This window comes from Pseudomonas veronii (assembly GCF_002028325.1).
Classification (GTDB): Bacteria; Pseudomonadota; Gammaproteobacteria; order Pseudomonadales; family Pseudomonadaceae; genus Aquipseudomonas; species Aquipseudomonas veronii.
Genome location: NZ_CP018420.1, coordinates 3,851,500 through 3,867,289 on the forward strand (window position 1 = coordinate 3,851,500; position 15,790 = coordinate 3,867,289).

Annotated in this window: 13 protein-coding genes; 10 read left to right on the top strand and 3 right to left on the bottom strand. The window is 64.1% G+C overall.

Annotated features, from left to right (window positions below):
• Positions 1 to 582 precede the first annotated feature (582 nt).
• From PverR02_RS17460 to PverR02_RS17505, 10 genes are all read left to right on the top strand, one after another.
• Positions 583 to 933: a hypothetical protein gene (locus PverR02_RS17460; protein ID WP_079444019.1), complete on the top strand. Its 351-nt coding sequence runs from the start codon at positions 583 to 585 to the stop codon at positions 931 to 933.
• Between the two features lie 148 nt (positions 934 to 1,081).
• Positions 1,082 to 2,041, top strand: a complete 960-nt coding sequence (locus PverR02_RS17465; protein WP_003218556.1) for an AAA family ATPase — start codon at positions 1,082 to 1,084, stop codon at positions 2,039 to 2,041.
• A 5-nt stretch (positions 2,042 to 2,046) separates the two neighbouring features.
• Complete coding sequence (locus tag PverR02_RS17470) at positions 2,047 to 2,979, top strand: DUF58 domain-containing protein (RefSeq protein WP_017846483.1); 933 nt, start codon at positions 2,047 to 2,049, stop codon at positions 2,977 to 2,979.
• Complete coding sequence (locus PverR02_RS17475) at positions 2,976 to 3,470, top strand: DUF4381 domain-containing protein (RefSeq protein WP_017846484.1); 495 nt, start codon at positions 2,976 to 2,978, stop codon at positions 3,468 to 3,470. Before PverR02_RS17470 ends, PverR02_RS17475 begins: the two co-directional genes overlap by 4 nt.
• Positions 3,463 to 4,551, top strand: a complete 1,089-nt coding sequence (locus PverR02_RS17480) for a vWA domain-containing protein (protein WP_079444020.1) — start codon at positions 3,463 to 3,465, stop codon at positions 4,549 to 4,551. Before PverR02_RS17475 ends, PverR02_RS17480 begins: the two co-directional genes overlap by 8 nt.
• Positions 4,548 to 6,287, top strand: a complete 1,740-nt coding sequence (locus PverR02_RS17485; RefSeq protein ID WP_046383654.1) for a tetratricopeptide repeat protein — start codon at positions 4,548 to 4,550, stop codon at positions 6,285 to 6,287. The genes PverR02_RS17480 and PverR02_RS17485 overlap by 4 nt, the downstream gene beginning before the upstream one ends.
• Positions 6,284 to 7,924: a BatD family protein gene (locus PverR02_RS17490; RefSeq protein ID WP_046383655.1), complete on the top strand. Its 1,641-nt coding sequence runs from the start codon at positions 6,284 to 6,286 to the stop codon at positions 7,922 to 7,924. The genes PverR02_RS17485 and PverR02_RS17490 overlap by 4 nt, the downstream gene beginning before the upstream one ends.
• Positions 7,925 to 8,447: 523 nt before the next feature.
• The gene (locus PverR02_RS17495; protein WP_046490942.1) at positions 8,448 to 9,689 is read left to right on the top strand and encodes an exonuclease SbcCD subunit D C-terminal domain-containing protein; all 1,242 of its coding nucleotides are present in this window, start codon (positions 8,448 to 8,450) and stop codon (positions 9,687 to 9,689) included.
• Positions 9,686 to 13,324 carry an AAA family ATPase gene (locus PverR02_RS17500; RefSeq protein ID WP_079444021.1) on the top strand — a complete coding sequence of 1,213 codons (3,639 nt, stop codon included), beginning with the start codon at positions 9,686 to 9,688 and terminating at the stop codon, positions 13,322 to 13,324. Before PverR02_RS17495 ends, PverR02_RS17500 begins: the two co-directional genes overlap by 4 nt.
• Positions 13,321 to 13,923, top strand: coding sequence for a glutathione S-transferase (locus PverR02_RS17505; RefSeq protein ID WP_079444022.1), 603 nt, complete (start codon positions 13,321 to 13,323; stop codon positions 13,921 to 13,923). Before PverR02_RS17500 ends, PverR02_RS17505 begins: the two co-directional genes overlap by 4 nt.
• Positions 13,924 to 13,962: 39 nt before the next feature.
• On the opposite strand, the gene PverR02_RS17510 is transcribed toward PverR02_RS17505, so the two are convergent.
• The 3 genes from PverR02_RS17510 to PverR02_RS17520 all read right to left on the bottom strand — a co-directional run bounded on the left by PverR02_RS17510 (position 13,963) and on the right by PverR02_RS17520 (position 15,747).
• Entirely contained in the window at positions 13,963 to 14,142 is a 180-nt protein-coding gene (locus tag PverR02_RS17510) for a hypothetical protein (protein ID WP_046383659.1), read from the bottom strand.
• A gap of 155 nt (positions 14,143 to 14,297) precedes the next feature.
• Positions 14,298 to 15,473 carry a lactonase family protein gene (locus PverR02_RS17515; RefSeq protein WP_079444023.1) on the bottom strand — a complete coding sequence of 392 codons (1,176 nt, stop codon included), beginning with the start codon at positions 15,471 to 15,473 and terminating at the stop codon, positions 14,298 to 14,300.
• Positions 15,460 to 15,747: a DUF5629 family protein gene (locus tag PverR02_RS17520; RefSeq protein ID WP_079444024.1), complete on the bottom strand. Its 288-nt coding sequence runs from the start codon at positions 15,745 to 15,747 to the stop codon at positions 15,460 to 15,462. The genes PverR02_RS17515 and PverR02_RS17520 overlap by 14 nt, the downstream gene beginning before the upstream one ends.
• Between the last annotated feature and the right edge of the window lie 43 nt (positions 15,748 to 15,790).

The window sequence follows — 15,790 nt, forward strand, 5'->3', positions numbered from 1 at the left end:
ACGAGTGTAGGAAGACAGCTGCTTGCGGCGCTGCGACATATTCGGTCATCGGCTGGCAACGAAGGGTTGCACAAAGGGCAACCACACACACCGAACGACAAAAAAGCCGGTCACCGGCGCTGATTTCAAGCCAATGATAGCTAACACACGCGAAGCCCGTCGGCACATACCTACGGCACATCAAGCAAGGGACCTCAAACATCAGGGAACTTTTCCTGCGCCAACCGCCAATCAAAAAAAACACAGGGAGCGTGGTTAACCGACTGTCATCTATGCAGGCCCGTCATGATTACGCCAACAGCCCCCTCGCCCATCATTTCGCAACCCACCTCGTCACCGGATAACATCAATCCGCCGATTTCGTTCGCCGACAGCGGCGTATATTCTGCGCAATGGGATAAATATAACCAGGCGGCCCCCAGGCCACAGCCGACAGGCGTGCCGCCGTTTAGATAGTCAACCTATAAAAAAGGCAAAATCGTTGTGCTCAAGCCATGACGCACTGATGAAATTCACACCGACATAAATATGGCGGCAGTGGCAAAATCCCCCTTTTGCGGCCAATAAACCCATAGGACTGCCATGCAATTGATCACTACCAACCTGATCGCCAACCCATGTGACGAAGAAGAAGACAACATGGCCATGCTCTGCTGCCATAGCGCTAAGGGCGAGATGTTCATACTGGCCCGTTACCCGGATGAAGACGAGGTGGAGCTGACCTGGGACGACGAACCATCGACCCTCGAGGGCCTGAAGGTCACGCTGAGTGACAGCACGTTGCTGATTGAGCTGGCGGCAGGCGATGCCGATGCACTGGGCGGCAAGGATCACCTGGAGATTCTGCACAGCACCGCCCCTGAGGATATGGCTGAAGTTGAAGAAACCCTGCAGAACATTCTCAGGGGCACAGGCACTTATATCCGTGCCTGAGGCTACTGACACACAAAATTCCTACACGTTTTGCGAAAAATACCCCGCGCGCCGTTAGTCGCCGCCCCCCCCGATGCATTAAAGTAAGCCCCCCAGGCCCGGCGTTTTTTCTCGACGCTCGGGCTCATCTCTCCAGGAACCGTCATCGATGGAACATCGTGAAGCGCTGCTTGCGCTGCGAACCTTTCTTTCTACGCAGATTCTCGGCCAGGAAAAACTCATCGAGCGCCTGCTGATTGCCTTGCTTGCCGACGGCCATATGCTGGTGGAAGGCGCGCCGGGCCTGGCCAAGACCAAGGCCATCAAGGAGTTGGCCGAAGGCATCGAAGCGCAGTTCCATCGTATCCAGTTCACCCCCGACCTGTTGCCCGCCGACATCACCGGCACTGAAATCTATCGCCCCGAAACCGGCAGCTTCGTGTTCCAGCAGGGGCCGATCTTCCACAACCTGGTGCTGGCGGACGAAATCAACCGCGCCCCGGCCAAGGTGCAATCGGCCTTGCTCGAAGCCATGGCCGAGCGCCAGGTCAGTGTGGGCCGCAGTACTTACGAGCTGTCGCCGCTGTTTCTGGTGATGGCCACGCAAAACCCCATCGAGCAGGAAGGCACCTACCCGCTGCCCGAAGCCCAGCTCGACCGTTTCCTGATGCACGTCAAGATCGGCTTCCCGGACGCGGCCGTCGAGCGGCGCATCCTGCAGCAGGCCCGTGGCGAGGCGCTCAACGGTGAAACCAAGCCCGAACGCCGCGTCAGCCAGCAGGCGATCTTTGCCGCGCGCAAGGAAATCCTCGGGTTGTACATGGCCGATGCGGTGGAGGAATACCTGGTGCAATTGGTCATGGCCACGCGCACCCCGGCCAAATTCGACCCGGAAATGGCCGAGTGGATCGCCTATGGCGCCAGCCCCCGTGGCTCGATCGCCCTCGACCGCTGCGCCCGCGCTCACGCCTGGCTGGCCGGGCGAGACTTTGTCAGCCCGGAAGACATCCAGGCGGTGCTGTTCGACGTGCTGCGCCATCGCATCATTCTGTCGTTCGAAGCCGAAGCCGCCGGGATCGACCAGGACCGCGTGGTACAACGCATTCTCGACGTCGTAGCCGTCGCTTGAAATCGATGAACGCCAGCGATGGAGTGCGCGTCACGCTCAGCGAATTGATTGAGATGCGCCACCGCGTGCGTGAAGTGCAGCTGTTTTCCACGCCGAGCCAGCGCAGCCCGCTGATCGGCCTGCACCACTCCAAGCTGCGCGGGCGCGGGGTCGACTTCGACCAGGTGCGTGTCTACCAGGCCGGCGACGATGTCCGCACCATCGACTGGCGCGTGACCGCGCGCACCCAGGAACCGCACACCAAGCTGTTCCACGAAGAGCGCGAACGCCCGATTTTTATCATGGTGGAGCAAAGCTGCCGGCTGTTTTTCGGTTCGGGGCAGATGTTCAAGTCGGTGCTCGCGGCCCAGGCGGCCAGCCTGATCGGCTGGGCGGCGCTTGGGCATAACGACCGCGTCGGCGGGCTGGTCTTCGGCGACAACGAGCACTACGAAATCAAACCGCGGCGCAGCAAACAGAGCCTGCTGCAACTGCTCAACCGCCTGGTGCGGGTCAACCAGAGCCTGAGCACCGAGAGCGGCCCCGAAACCGACGCCCTGGGCCTGGCCCTGCGCCGTGGCCGTGAAGTGCTGCGCCCCGGCAGCCTGGTGATCGTGATCTGCGACGAACGCGCACTGACCGAAGGCGCCGAACAACAGCTGAGCCTGTTGTCACGCCATTGCGACCTGTTGCTGCTACCGATCTCCGACCCGCTCGACCACGCCCTGCCCGCCGCCGGGCTGCTGCGCTTTGCCGAACGCGGTGCGCAACTGGAACTGGACACGCTGAACTTCGATTTGCGCCAGGCCTACAAGGCCCAGGCCGAAGCGCGCAGCGCCCGCTGGGAACTGCTCGCGCAGAAACTGCGGGTATTGCTGATGCCCTTGAGCACCCAGAGCGAAATGGTCGAGCAACTGCGCGAATACCTCAACCCGCAACGCCCGGTTAAAAAGCAATGAGCAGCCTCGACCAACTCCAACCGCTGATCGCCCCACCGGCGATCGGCTTCTGGCCGCCTGCGCCAGGCTGGTGGCTGTTGCTGCTGGTGATCCCGCTGCTGGGCTGGGGCGTGTGGTGGCTGCGCCGTTTCCTGCCCACGCGGCGTCCCGTGTCCCGCGCCGAACAACCGCTCGACCCGCTGCGCATCGCCGCCCTGGCCGAACTGGCGCTGATGCCCAGACCCTACGACGGCGCGCCCGCCGGGGCCTGGCTGCAGCAACTCAACGGCCTGCTCAAGCGCCTGTGCCGCAACGACTACCCCTACAGCCAGAGCCACACCCTCAACGGCCGCAAATGGCTGGCGTTTCTCGATAACCGCTGCCCCGCCGCCGGCCTCACACGCTGGATGGTGCTGGTGGAAGGCGCCTATAAGCCCGAATGCAAACTCGACGACAAAGCCATCGCCGGCCTGACCCAGGCCGTCGACACCTGGATTCGCAAACATGTTTGAGTTCGCCTGGCCGTGGATCTTCGCCTTGCTGCCGTTGCCCTGGTTGATGCGCCTGGTGCTGCCGGCGGCCGACAGCGGCGAGCCCGCGCTGAAAGTCAGCTACCTCAGCGACCTCGAAGGCCTGGCGGGCCGCCGCGCACGCTCGAACCTGCCCGGCTGGCGGCAACAGGCGCCTTTCGTCGTGCTGTGGCTGCTGCTGTTGACCGCCGCCGCCCGCCCGGAATGGCTCGGCGAACCGCTGCCGATTGCCGCCAGCGGCCGCGATTTGCTGGTGGCGGTGGACGTGTCCGGCTCCATGGATTTTCCCGATATGCAGTGGGAGGACGATGACGTCAGCCGCCTGACCTTGGTCAAACACCTGCTCGGCGACTTCCTTGAAGGGCGCGAAGGCGATCGCGTCGGCCTGATCCTGTTCGGCAGCCAAGCCTACCTGCAAGCGCCGCTGACCTTCGACCGCCACACGGTACGCACCTGGCTGGATGAAGCGCGCATCGGCATCGCCGGCAAGAACACCGCCATCGGTGACGCCATCGGCCTGGCCTTGAAACGCCTGCGCCAGCGCCCGGCGCAAAGCCGCGTGCTGATCCTGGTGACTGACGGCGCCAACAACGGCGGCCGGATCGACCCACTGACCGCCGCGCGTCTGGCCGCTGAAGAAGGCGTGAAGATCTACCCGATCGGTATCGGCGCCGATCCGGAACAAACCGGTTCCCTTGGCGTGCTGGGCGTCAACCCGAGCCTGGACCTCGACGAACCGGCGCTCAAGGCCATCGCCGAGGCCACCGGCGGCCGCTACTTCCGTGCCCGCGATGGCGCAGAGTTGCAAGCGGTCAAGGAAACCCTCGACCAACTTGAACCGGTCGAACAGCAACCGACCCAGGCGCGCCCGGCCCAGGCGCTGTACAGCGGCCCCCTGGCATTGGGGCTGATCCTCAGCCTGTTGCTGGTGGTGCAGGAGCGCTGGCCGAACAACGCGCTGCAACGGCTGTTCAACAAACTGTCGACCAAGGGGCATTTTCTGCAACAGCACCCAGAATGGCGCCAGCGCCTCAAACGCCTGCGTTTGCGGAGGCGTCGATGATCGACCTGTGGCCGCACTGGTTCCGTCCCTGGTGGCTGTTGCTGCTGCCGCTGCTCGGCTGGTTGCTGTGGCAGCTGTGGCACCGGCAAAAGCGCGCCGGGCGCTGGCAGATGATCCTGCCGCCGGCGTTCCATGCCGTGCTGCTCAGCGGTGGCAATGGCCGTGAAAGCAAATCGCCGTGGGTGCTCCTCGGTATTGCCTGGCTGCTGGCAGTACTGGCCTTGCTCGGCCCCAGTTGGCAACGGGTGGAACAGACCAGCCAGAAGCCTTCCGACCCCTTGGTGGTGCTGCTCGAACTGACCCCGGAAATGCTCGCCACCGACAGTCCGCCCAGCCGCCTGGAGCAGGCACGGCGCAAGCTGTATGACTTACTGCAGGCGCGCAGCGACGCACAAACCGCCATCGTCGTGTATGCCGGCAGCGCCCACACCCTGGTGCCGCTGTCGGACGACCTGGCCACCAGCCGCAACCTGCTCGAAGCGCTACGCCCCTCGTTGATGCCCGAGCCCGGGCACCGCGCCGACCTGGCCGTGGAGAAAGCCCTCGGCCTGCTCAAGCAAGGCGGCCTCGGCCAGGGGCGTCTGCTGCTGATCGGTTCATCGCTGTCCAAGCAGGAACGCCAGGGCATCCGCTTGCTGCTGCAAGGCGGCCAGGCGCCAAGCCTGTCGATCCTCGGCATCGGTAGCCGCGAAGGCACGCCGGTAACCCTGGAGAGCGGCGAATTCCTCAAGGACGACCAAGGCGCCATCCTCGTGCCGCGCCTCGACAGCCCGACGCTCAAAGCCTTCGCCAGCGAAATGGGTGGCCGCTACCGTGCCGCGCGCCTGGACGACAAGGACCTGCGCCAACTGGGCATGCTCGACGCGCCGCAAGCCCTGCGCAACGACGGCCAACTGCTGCACCTCGACACCTGGGCCGACCAGGGTTACTGGCTGCTACTGCCGTTGTTGCTGCTGGCCGCGTGCGCCGGGCGGCGTGGCTGGTTGTTCTGCTTGCCGTTGCTGCTGCTTGGCGCACCGCAGCCCAGTTATGCCTTCGAACTCCAGGACCTGTGGCTGCGCCCCGACCAGCAAGGCCAGTACCTGCTGAAGAAAAAACGCCCCGCCGAAGCCGCCGAACGCTTCCAAGACCCGCAATGGCAAGGCGTGGCGCTGTACGAAGCGGGTAACTACGCCGAAGCCATCAAGCGTTTTGCCGAGGGCAGTGACGCCTACTCTCACTACAATCGCGGCAATGCACTGGCCAGGTCCGGTGAGCTGGAAGCAGCCATCGATGCCTACGAACAGGCGCTGGAAGCCCAGCCCGATCTGCTGCCGGCCCTGAAAAACAAGGCCCTGGTGGAAAGCCTGATACAACAACAGGCGCAGCCCGAGCCGGCCCCGCCCGCAAAAAACGAAGATGACGAAACCACCCAACCCGGCCAAACTGCGCAACCGGGCGCCAGCGCGCAAAGTGCCACGGGTGGCGAGCAATCGCCGCAAAACCAGGGCGAAGCCGGCACCGCCGATACCCAGGCCGGCGCCACGCCACAAGCGGGCGGCAATGACGTGCCGGGCAGCGAGCTGGAGGACGAGCAAACCACCACCCCGCCGTTGCGCCCCAGCGGCGCCAGCCTGGACGACGAACATCGCCAGGCCCTGGAACAATGGCTGCAGGAGATCCCGGACAACCCCGGCGAACTGCTGCGGCGCAAATTCTGGTACGAACAGCAACAGCATCAGGACAAGACTCGATGAGCCGCCGCACCACCCTTCTGCTTCTGCTCGCGTTGTCGGCAAGCCACGCCCAGGCGGCGAACCTGGTCGCCAGCGTCGACCGCAGCCGCCTCAATTCCGGGGAAACGGTGGAGCTGACGGTGGAATCCGGCGACGTCACGCAGTTCGGCAAACCCGACCTGTCGCCGCTGGAGGCGCAGTTCGAAGTCAGCGGCACGCGCCAGATCAACCAACTCACCACCCTCGGCGGCGATAACCACGCCACCACGCGCTGGATCATTACCCTGCTGCCCAAGCAAAACGGCACCGTGGTGATCCCGCCGCTGCAAGTGGGCGAATACACGACCCAGCCGATCAGCCTGCAAGTGCTGGAAACCACCAGCCAGGACACCAACGCCGAACTCGCGCCGGTGTTCGTCGAATCCAACCTCGACCAGAACACCGTGTACGTGCAGGCCCAGGCCCTGTTGACGGTACGCGTGTATCACTCGGTGTCGCTGTACGACGACAGCAGCCTCACGCCGCTGCAGATTCCCGATGCGCGCATCGAGCAACTGGGCGAATCACGCACCTACGAGAAGGTCATCAACAGCATTCGCCACGGCGTGATCGAAACCCGCTACGCGATCTACCCGCAGCACAGCGGCAGCCTGACGATTGCCGCCCAGACCTTCAGCGCGACCCTGGTGGAATCGCGCCCGCCGCAGGAGAACACGCTGCAGGGCACCAAGCCGGGCAAGCTGATCCACGTCAGCTCCGCGCCCCTCGAGCTGACGGTCAAACCCAAGCCCGAGCTGTACCCCGCCGAGGCGCCGTGGCTGCCGGCACGCAGCCTGACCCTGAGCGAAAACTGGAACCCCGAGCCGGACCACGTGCAGGTCGGCGATTCCCTGACCCGCAGCCTGACGGTCAAGGCCGAGGGCCTCTCCAGCGCACAACTGCCGGCACTGCCGAGCACCGAAATCAATGGCCTGCGCCGCTATCCGGACCAGCCGGTAGTCGGCAACCAGAACAACGACCGTGGCCTGATCGGCAGCCGAGAAGACCGCGAAGCCCTGGTGCCCACACGCGCCGGCGCGCTGGACTTGCCAGCGGTGGAAGTGGTGTGGTGGAACACCCATGAGGACCACCTCGAACGCACCCGCCTGCCCGCCCGCACGCTGCAAGTGGCGAATAACCCGAGCCTGGTGGTGGACACGCCCGCGACACCGACCGTGATCACCGCCCCCGACGATAGCCGCCTGTGGCTGTGGCAACTGAGCACCCTGCTCCTTGCCTGCACCACGTTGCTGGGTTTCGGCCTGTGGTGGCGCGCACGCCGCCAACCGGCGGTGCAACGCGCGGCACAAACCGGCCCGAGCCCGCGCACCCTACTCGACGACCTCAAGCGTGCGACCCAGGCCAACGACCCCCAGGCCACGCGCCAGGCCCTCGACGCCTGGGCCCGGCAACAACCGGAAACCCTGGCCGACATGGCGGCGCGCTTCGTGCCGCTGTCCGACGCGCTGGATGGGTTGAACGGCGCGCTGTACAGCGAAAGCGGCCATTATTGGCTGGGTGAAGAACTGTGGCGTGCGGTAAAAGCCATTCCAATGGCCGAACGCGAGCAAGACCCGACGACCGACACCACCAGCTTGCCGCCGTTGTATCCCAAATAGCCCCCCTGATACGTCACGAATCGAGAGTCGGGACGGGGGGTGGGCCAGTCAACACCGAGCAAGCGGACCCACCACGCCGATAGCGGTGTATCAGTCAATTATGATGTCGACTGACACGCCGCCATCGGGGGCAAGCCCCCTCCCACACTGGACCTGCGTCGTCTGGTCGACATAGCCCGAACCTGTCCGACCGCGCCCTGGATTGCCTGCCAGCCAAGACATAACGCGTCCCCCTGTGGGAGGGGCTTACCCCCTCCCACACTGCACCTGCGTCGTCTGGTCGACATAGCCCGAACCTGTCCTTCCGCGCCCTGGATTGCCTGCCCGCCAAGGCATAACGCACACCGCATACCCCTGTGGGAGGGGGCTTGCCCCCGATAGCGATGGGCCAGACAACACTGCTCAAGCGGACCACCACCATCGCAGGCAAACCACCTCCCACACTGGATCTGCGTCGTCTGGAGCAGCGTGTTAGCAATACAGGTAAACTCCCCTCCTTTTCATCTTCTCCACGGAGCTCGCCTTGCGTCTGTTTCACACCTCCGACTGGCACCTTGGGCAAAACCTGCATGGCCAGGAGCGCGACTTCGAACACGCCTGTTTCCTCGAGTGGCTGCTGCGCCAGCTCGGCGCGCACGCGCCGGACGTGCTGTTGATCGCCGGCGATATCTTCGACACGGTCAACCCGCCGCTCAAGGCCCAGGAGCGGCTGTACGATTTCATCATCAGCGCCCACGAACAAAACCCCAACCTCACGATTGTGATGATCGCCGGCAACCACGACTCCGGCTCGCGCATCGAACTGCCCGCGCCGTTGATGCGCCGTTTGCGCACCCATGCCCTGGGTCGGGTGTTGTGGCTCGATGACGGGCAACTGGATACCGAGCGCTTGCTGATCCCGCTGCCCGGCGCCGACGGCAAGATCGCCGCCTGGTGCCTGGCGCTGCCGTTCCTGCGCCCGGCGGAAGTCACCGGGGCGCAACTGGGCGACGATTACCTGCGCGGTATCGGCCAGGTGCATGAGTGGCTGATTGCCGCAGCCAACGCCAAACGCGAGCCCGGCCAGGCGCTGGTTGCCATCAGCCATGCACATATGGCCGGCGGTTCGGTGTCGGAAGACTCCGAGCGCAGCCTGATCATCGGCAACGCCGAAGCGCTGCCCGCCAGCCTGTTCGATGCCAGCGTCAGCTATGTCGCCCTCGGCCACCTGCACAAGCCACAACGGGTCAACGGCGAGGAGCGCATTCGCTACAGCGGTTCGCCGATCCCGTTGTCGTTTTCCGAAATCGGCTACCAACACCAGATTCTCGACGTGACGTTCGACGGCGCAACCCTGCTCAGCGTCGAACCGCGCCTGATCCCGCGCGCGGTCAACCTGCAACGCCTGGAAGCCGCACCGCTGGCCGATATCCTCAAGCAGCTCGGCGACTTGCCGGACATCGACCTGCTCGCCGAAACCCAACGCCAGCCGTGGCTGGAAGTGCGCGTGCGCCTCGACGAGCCGCAACCCGACCTGCGCCAGCAAATCGAAACCGCCCTGCAAGGCAAGGCCGTGCGCCTGGTGCGTATCGCTGCCGAGTACGCCGGCAAACGCGGCAGCGACGACACCGACAACGAGCGCTTGATCGAACTCGACCAGCTCACCCCCCAGGAGCTATTCAGCCGCGCCTGGCAGGACAACTACGGCAGTGAAGTGGATGAACAGACCTTGAAGGACTTCGCGGTGCTGCTCCAGGAAGTGCAACAGGAGGGCGAACAGCCATGAAGATCCTCGCCATCCGCCTGAAAAACCTCGCCTCCCTGGCGGGCCCGTTTGAGATCGACTTTACCGCCGAGCCCCTGGCCAGCGCCGGGTTGTTCGCGATTACCGGGCCGACCGGCGCCGGCAAAAGTACTCTGCTCGACGCGCTGTGCCTGGCGCTGTTCGGTGCCGTGCCACGCCTGGGCGATACCGGCCAGGCCAAGATGCCCGACGCCGACAGCGATATTTCCATCGGCGACCCGCGCACGTTGCTGCGACGCGGCACCGGCGGCGGGTATGCCGAGGTCGACTTTGTCGGCGTCAACGGCCGCCGCTACCGTGCGCGCTGGGAAGCCAACCGCGCCCGCGACAAAGCCAGCGGCAAGTTGCAGAACAGCCGGCAAAGCCTGATCGACCTGGACAGCGACCAGTTGCTGGCGAGCCAGAAAACCGAATACAAGACCCAGCTGGAGTTGGCCCTGGGCCTGAACTTCGAGCAGTTCACCCGCGCGGTGCTGCTGGCGCAGAGCGAGTTCAGCGCCTTCCTCAAGGCCAACGACAACGAGCGCAGCGAACTGCTGGAAAAGCTCACCGACACCGCGCTCTACACCCAACTCGGCCGTCGCGCCTTCGACAAGGCCAAGGACGCCAAGGACGCCCACAAACAGCTGCAGGACCAGGCCACCGGCGTGGAACCCCTGGCCCCGCAAGCCCGCGCCGAGCTGGACCAACAATTGGCCCATGCGCAGCAACAGTTCAAGACCGAGCAAGCCCAGCTCAAGCAGCTGGAGCTGCAGCACACCTGGCTCAAGGAACTGCGCGAATGGCAGGAGCGCAAGCTCAGTGCCGTCGAACAGTTGCAGCAAGCCCAGCAACACTGGGACAGCCAAGGCCCGCAGCGCGAGGACTTGAGCCGCCTGGAACAGTTGGCGCCGCAGCGCCATCACTTCGCGCGCCAGGCTGAGCTCGACACCTTGCTCACGCCGCTGGCCGCGCACATTCAAGCGCAGATCGAGCAGCAAACCGATCTGCATGGCCGCCAGGAGCAAGCCCTACAACAGCAGGCATCGGCCCAAACAGCGCTGGCCGCGGCCCTGCAAGCTCAGGCCGACGCCGGGCCTTTGCTGCGCCAGGCCTTCGAGGAACAAAACACCCTCGCCCACCTGAACAAGGAACTGGCCAAGCGCAACGAGGACCAGCAACAGCACGAAACGGCCTGCGCCGAAGGTCAGGCCTTGCTCAAGGGCTTGCAGGAAAAACACACCCACGTCGCCGAGCGCCTGCAACGCCTGGCCGCCGGCCTGGAACGCAGCGCCGCCCTCGCGCCGTTGAGCGAGGCCTGGAACGCCTACCGCGACCGCCTGCAACAACTGATGCTGATCGGCAATCGCCTGAACAAAGGTCAGGCCGAACTGCCGCAGCTTGAACAGCGCGCCACCGCCGCCGCCGAGAAGTTCGCCCAACAACGCGATGCCCTCGACCTGCTGTACCAGGAGGCCGGCGCCGAACCTCACGCCGTCGCCGAGCAGATCCAGTTACTCGCCAGCCTGCTGCAAGACAATCGCAAGCAGCAACGCGCCTTCGAAGACCTGACCCGGCTGTGGGACAACCAGCAACAGCTGGACCAGCAAGCCAGCGTGTTGACGCAAAAACTCGCGGACGCGCAACAACAACGCGATCAGTTGAACCAGACCGGCCTGCACACCAAAGCCGAACTCACGCGCGCCGAACAGACCCTGACGGTGACCAAGCAACTGCTGGAGCGCCAGCGCCTGGCCCGCAGTGCCAGTGTCGAGGAGTTGCGCGGGCAATTGCAGGATGACCAGCCCTGCCCGGTGTGCGGCAGCCAAGCGCATCCGTATCACCAACCCGAAGCGTTGCTGCACAGCCTCGGTCGCCACGACGAAAACGAAGAGGCGATGGCGCAGAAAGCCGTCGACAGCCTCAAGGAAAAACTCACCGAGCTGCGCGGTGAAGTCGGCGGTTTGATCGCCCAGCAAAAGGAATTCCTGCAGCAACAGGAGCAACTGGCAATCCAACAGCAAGCCCTGGCGCCGAGCCTGGACGCGCACCCGCTGGCGGCCGCGCTGTTCAATCAGGAGGCGGCCCGGCGCAGCACCTGGCTGGCCCAGCAGCTCAGTCAACTGACGCAAAACATCACCCAGGACGAGCAACGCCAAGGCGCCCTGCTCAACCTGCAACAAAACGCCGGGCGCCTGCAGCAACAGCTGCAAGCCGCCCAGGACGCCAGCCAGCAAGCCCGCCAGTTGCTGATCGACCAGCAACGCGAACTGGCCAACGACCGCGAACGCCTCGACGAAGAACTGCAGGCGTTCGCCAGCCTGTTGCCGACCGAGACACTCGAGGGCCTGCGCAGCGAACCGGCGGCGACCTTCATGCAGTTGGACCAACAGGTTGGTCAGCGCCTCGAACAGTTGGCCCATCAGCGCGATGAACTGGCCGAGCAACAAGCGCGTCAGCAGGCGATCGAGAAAGAACACACCCATCAGCAACATCGCCAGCAGCAACTCGACGCATTGCGCCAGCAGGTCAGCGAACTGGCCGCCCAGCAACACGCGGCCCAGGAAAAACTCACCCGCCTGCTCGGTGAACACCCACGCGCCGAAGACTGGCAACAGCAACTCGAACAGGCCGTGGCGCAGTCTCGGCAAAGCGAAGCCGACGCCAATCAACAGCTGCAGGACATCCGCAACGCCTTGATCCAACTGGCCGCCGACCTCAAGGCCCAGCAAGACCGCCAGCACACGCTGCACGCCGAACAGCACGCGCTCGCGACGCGCTTGGGCGAGTGGCGCGCCCTGCACCCCGACCTGGACGACGCCGGGCTCAAGCGCCTGCTGGCCTTGGACGAGGCCCATGCCAGCGCACTGCGCCAGCAACTGCACAACAGCGAAAAAGCCGTCGAGCAAGCCCGGGTTCTGCTGCAAGAGCGCGAACAACGCCTGGCCGAGCACCAGGCGTTGCACAACGGCAACCTCGACGCCGAACAACTGGACGCCCAACTGGCCACGCTCAACCAGCAACTGGCCGAGGGCGAAAAACACTGCGCCGAACTGCGCGCGCGGCAATCCGAAGACCAGCGCCGCCAGGACGCCAACCACGCCCTGGCCGAACAGATCACCAAGGCTTATGAAGAATGGCAACGCTGGGCGCGCCTCAACGCGCTGATCGGCTCGGCCACCGGCGACACCTTCCGCAAGATCGCCCAGGCCTACAACCTCGATTTGCTGGTACACCACGCCAACGTGCAACTGCGCCAACTGGTGCGCCGCTACCGCCTCAAACGCGGCGGCAGCATGCTCGGCCTGCTGGTGATGGACACGGAAATGGGCGACGAACTGCGCTCGGTGCATTCGTTGTCCGGCGGCGAGACGTTCCTCGTATCCCTGGCGCTGGCGCTGGGCCTGGCATCGATGGCCTCGAGTACCTTGAAGATCGAGTCGCTGTTTATCGACGAAGGTTTCGGCAGCCTCGACCCGGAATCCCTGCAATTGGCCATGGACGCGCTGGACGGCCTGCAAGCCCAGGGCCGCAAGGTGGCGGTGATTTCCCACGTACAGGAAATGCACGAGCGCATTCCGGTGCAGATCCAGGTCAAGCGTCAGGGCAATGGTTTGAGCACCGTGGAGGTGAAGTGAGCGAGGCGCTGCTGTACTCGTTTCGCCGTTGCCCCTACGCGATGCGCGCCCGCCTGGCCCTGCGCTATTGCGGCGTGCCGGTGCGGATTGTCGAAGTCAGCCTCAAGGCCAAGCCGGCCGAGATGCTCGCGCTGTCGCCCAAAGGCACGGTGCCGGTGTTGAGCGTCGACGGTCGGGTGATCGACGAAAGCCTGGACATCATGCGCTGGGCCCTGGCGCAAAACGATCCGCAAGACTGGTTGCTACAGGGTGATCCCGCGGTGCAGGCGCTGATTGCCGAGAATGACCTGGGCTTCAAACATCACTTGAATCACTACAAGTATGCCGAGCGCTACCCGGAGCGGCCGATGGAAGCGTATCGGGCCGACGGTGAGGTGTTTTTGCAGAAGCTGGAGGCATTGCTGGCCGACCGCGCGTATTTGCTCGCCGATCATCCAAGCCTTGCGGATATGGCTGTGGCGCCGTTTGTGCGGCAGTTTGCCCATGTCGATCGGGAGTGGTTTGCGCGCACCTCATATCGACGGGTGCAGGCGTGGTTGCAGTGGTTTCTGGACTCGCCGCTGTTTATCGCGGTGATGGCCAAGCCTGAATCTGCCTGAATCGATGTGGGAGCGGGCGCGCCGGCTCCCACAGGGCGCTCAGTACTGGGTTTTGTGATCCAGTGCGGCGTAGAAGTTGGCACTCTGTTGCAGGTATTTCTGGGTGTAGGCGCTGGTGCTGGATTGTTTGCCGATGATGTTCACGCTGGCCGCAGCTGGCAGTGCAACAGTGGCGGAAACAGCGGAGGCGGCGATGATCGAGAAGAGATTGAAGTTCATGTCGGTAACCCTTGTGTTCGTTTGGTTGAGTGGCCGGGGAGGCCTTGGAGCTCAACTTACGCCCGAGGGTTGGGCCTTAGAAATGCTTTGAAACAGTAGCTGTTATTAATCGAATTAATAAAGAGGATCAGGCCCCGACGTGCGGGGCCTGTGGCTTATTGACGCACCAGGAACTTGAGGTCGCTGGGCGCATCGATCGGTAGTTTTTGCACGGTTTTGCCGAGCAGGCCGGTGTGTGGGTCGCGTTCGACCACCACGATTTCATTGCTTTTCTGGTTGGCGATCAGCAGGAACTTGCCGCTCGGGTCCAGGCTGAACTCGCGCGGATGGTCGCCGTCCACGGAACGGCGCTGCAGTTCCTTGAGATGCGCGGTCGCCGGATCGATGCTGAATACCAGCAACTGATTGGCCGTGCCGCGATTGCTCACGTACAGGAACTTGCCATCGCTGGAAGCATGCAGCGCCGCGCCGGCCTTGTCGGACACCGGTTGCCCGGCGGCGAAGTCCACCAGTTGGGTTTGGCTGAGCGTGCCGTCGTGGTAATCGAACACCGCGACCTGAGCGCTCATCTCGGTGGTCAGCCAGGCATGCTTGCCGTCCGCGCTGAACAGCAAATGCCGCGGGCCGCTGCCCGGCGGCAAGGGCACCGATGCCGGGTTGGCCGGGGTCAGGGGCTGCTCAGGGTTGGCCTTGGGATCGTAGCGGTAGGCAAACACCTTGTCCGCGCCGAGGTCCTGCACAAACACATACTTGCCATCCGGCGCCGGCACCACCGAATGCACATGGTTGGACGCCTGGCGTTGCGGGTTGACCCGGCTCGCCGGGTGCCCGCTCAACTGCACGGGCGCCGCCAGTTTGCCTTGGGCGTCCAGCGGCAGAATCGCCAGGCTGCCGCCCGGGTCTTCAAGCACCGAATAGTTGGCGACGAACAGGTAGCGGCCATCGGCGGCCACGCTGGAATGCGTCGGCTCGCTGCCCAGGCTTTGTACCTGGTTGATCAGCGTGAGCTGATGGTTCTGCGGGTCGATGCGGTAGCTGCTGACGCGACCGACCGCGTCCTGTTGGCCGGGGCCGTTTTCATTGACGACAAACAGATGCTGCTGATCCTTGGAGACGGTCAGCCAGGACGGGTTGGCCGTTTTTGCCGCCAATACCGGCTGGCCCTGGAACCGCCCGGTGCGGCTGTCGAATTGCAGGCGATAGATCCCTTCGCTGCTGCCGGCGGTGTAGCTGCCGACCAACAGTTCATGGGTGTCGGCCGGTGCGGCCTGTGCCGACATCGCCCCGACGCTGCCCGCGATCAACAAGGGCCAGAATTTACGCATCAGCATCCGCTTCATCCTCGTCATTGTTATTGCCGGTGAAGGCATTCACGCAGACCAGGCGGTGCTCGCCCACATCACCGGTCAGCGTCCAGCTTTGCAGAGTCTCATCGAAGACCGCGGCCTGCAGCTGTTCCAGACTGAAACTCCAGCGTTTTTGCGCACGGCCATCCATGGCGATGATCAGCAGCTTTTCTTCATCCAGTGCGAACTCGAAGGCATGCAGCCCGTCGATTTCAAGCATGTCGCTGGTGGCAAGGACGGCCGTCAAAGTAGTAGTCATCACAGTCTTTCATCAGGTTCAAAGGGCTAATGATAGGCCACTT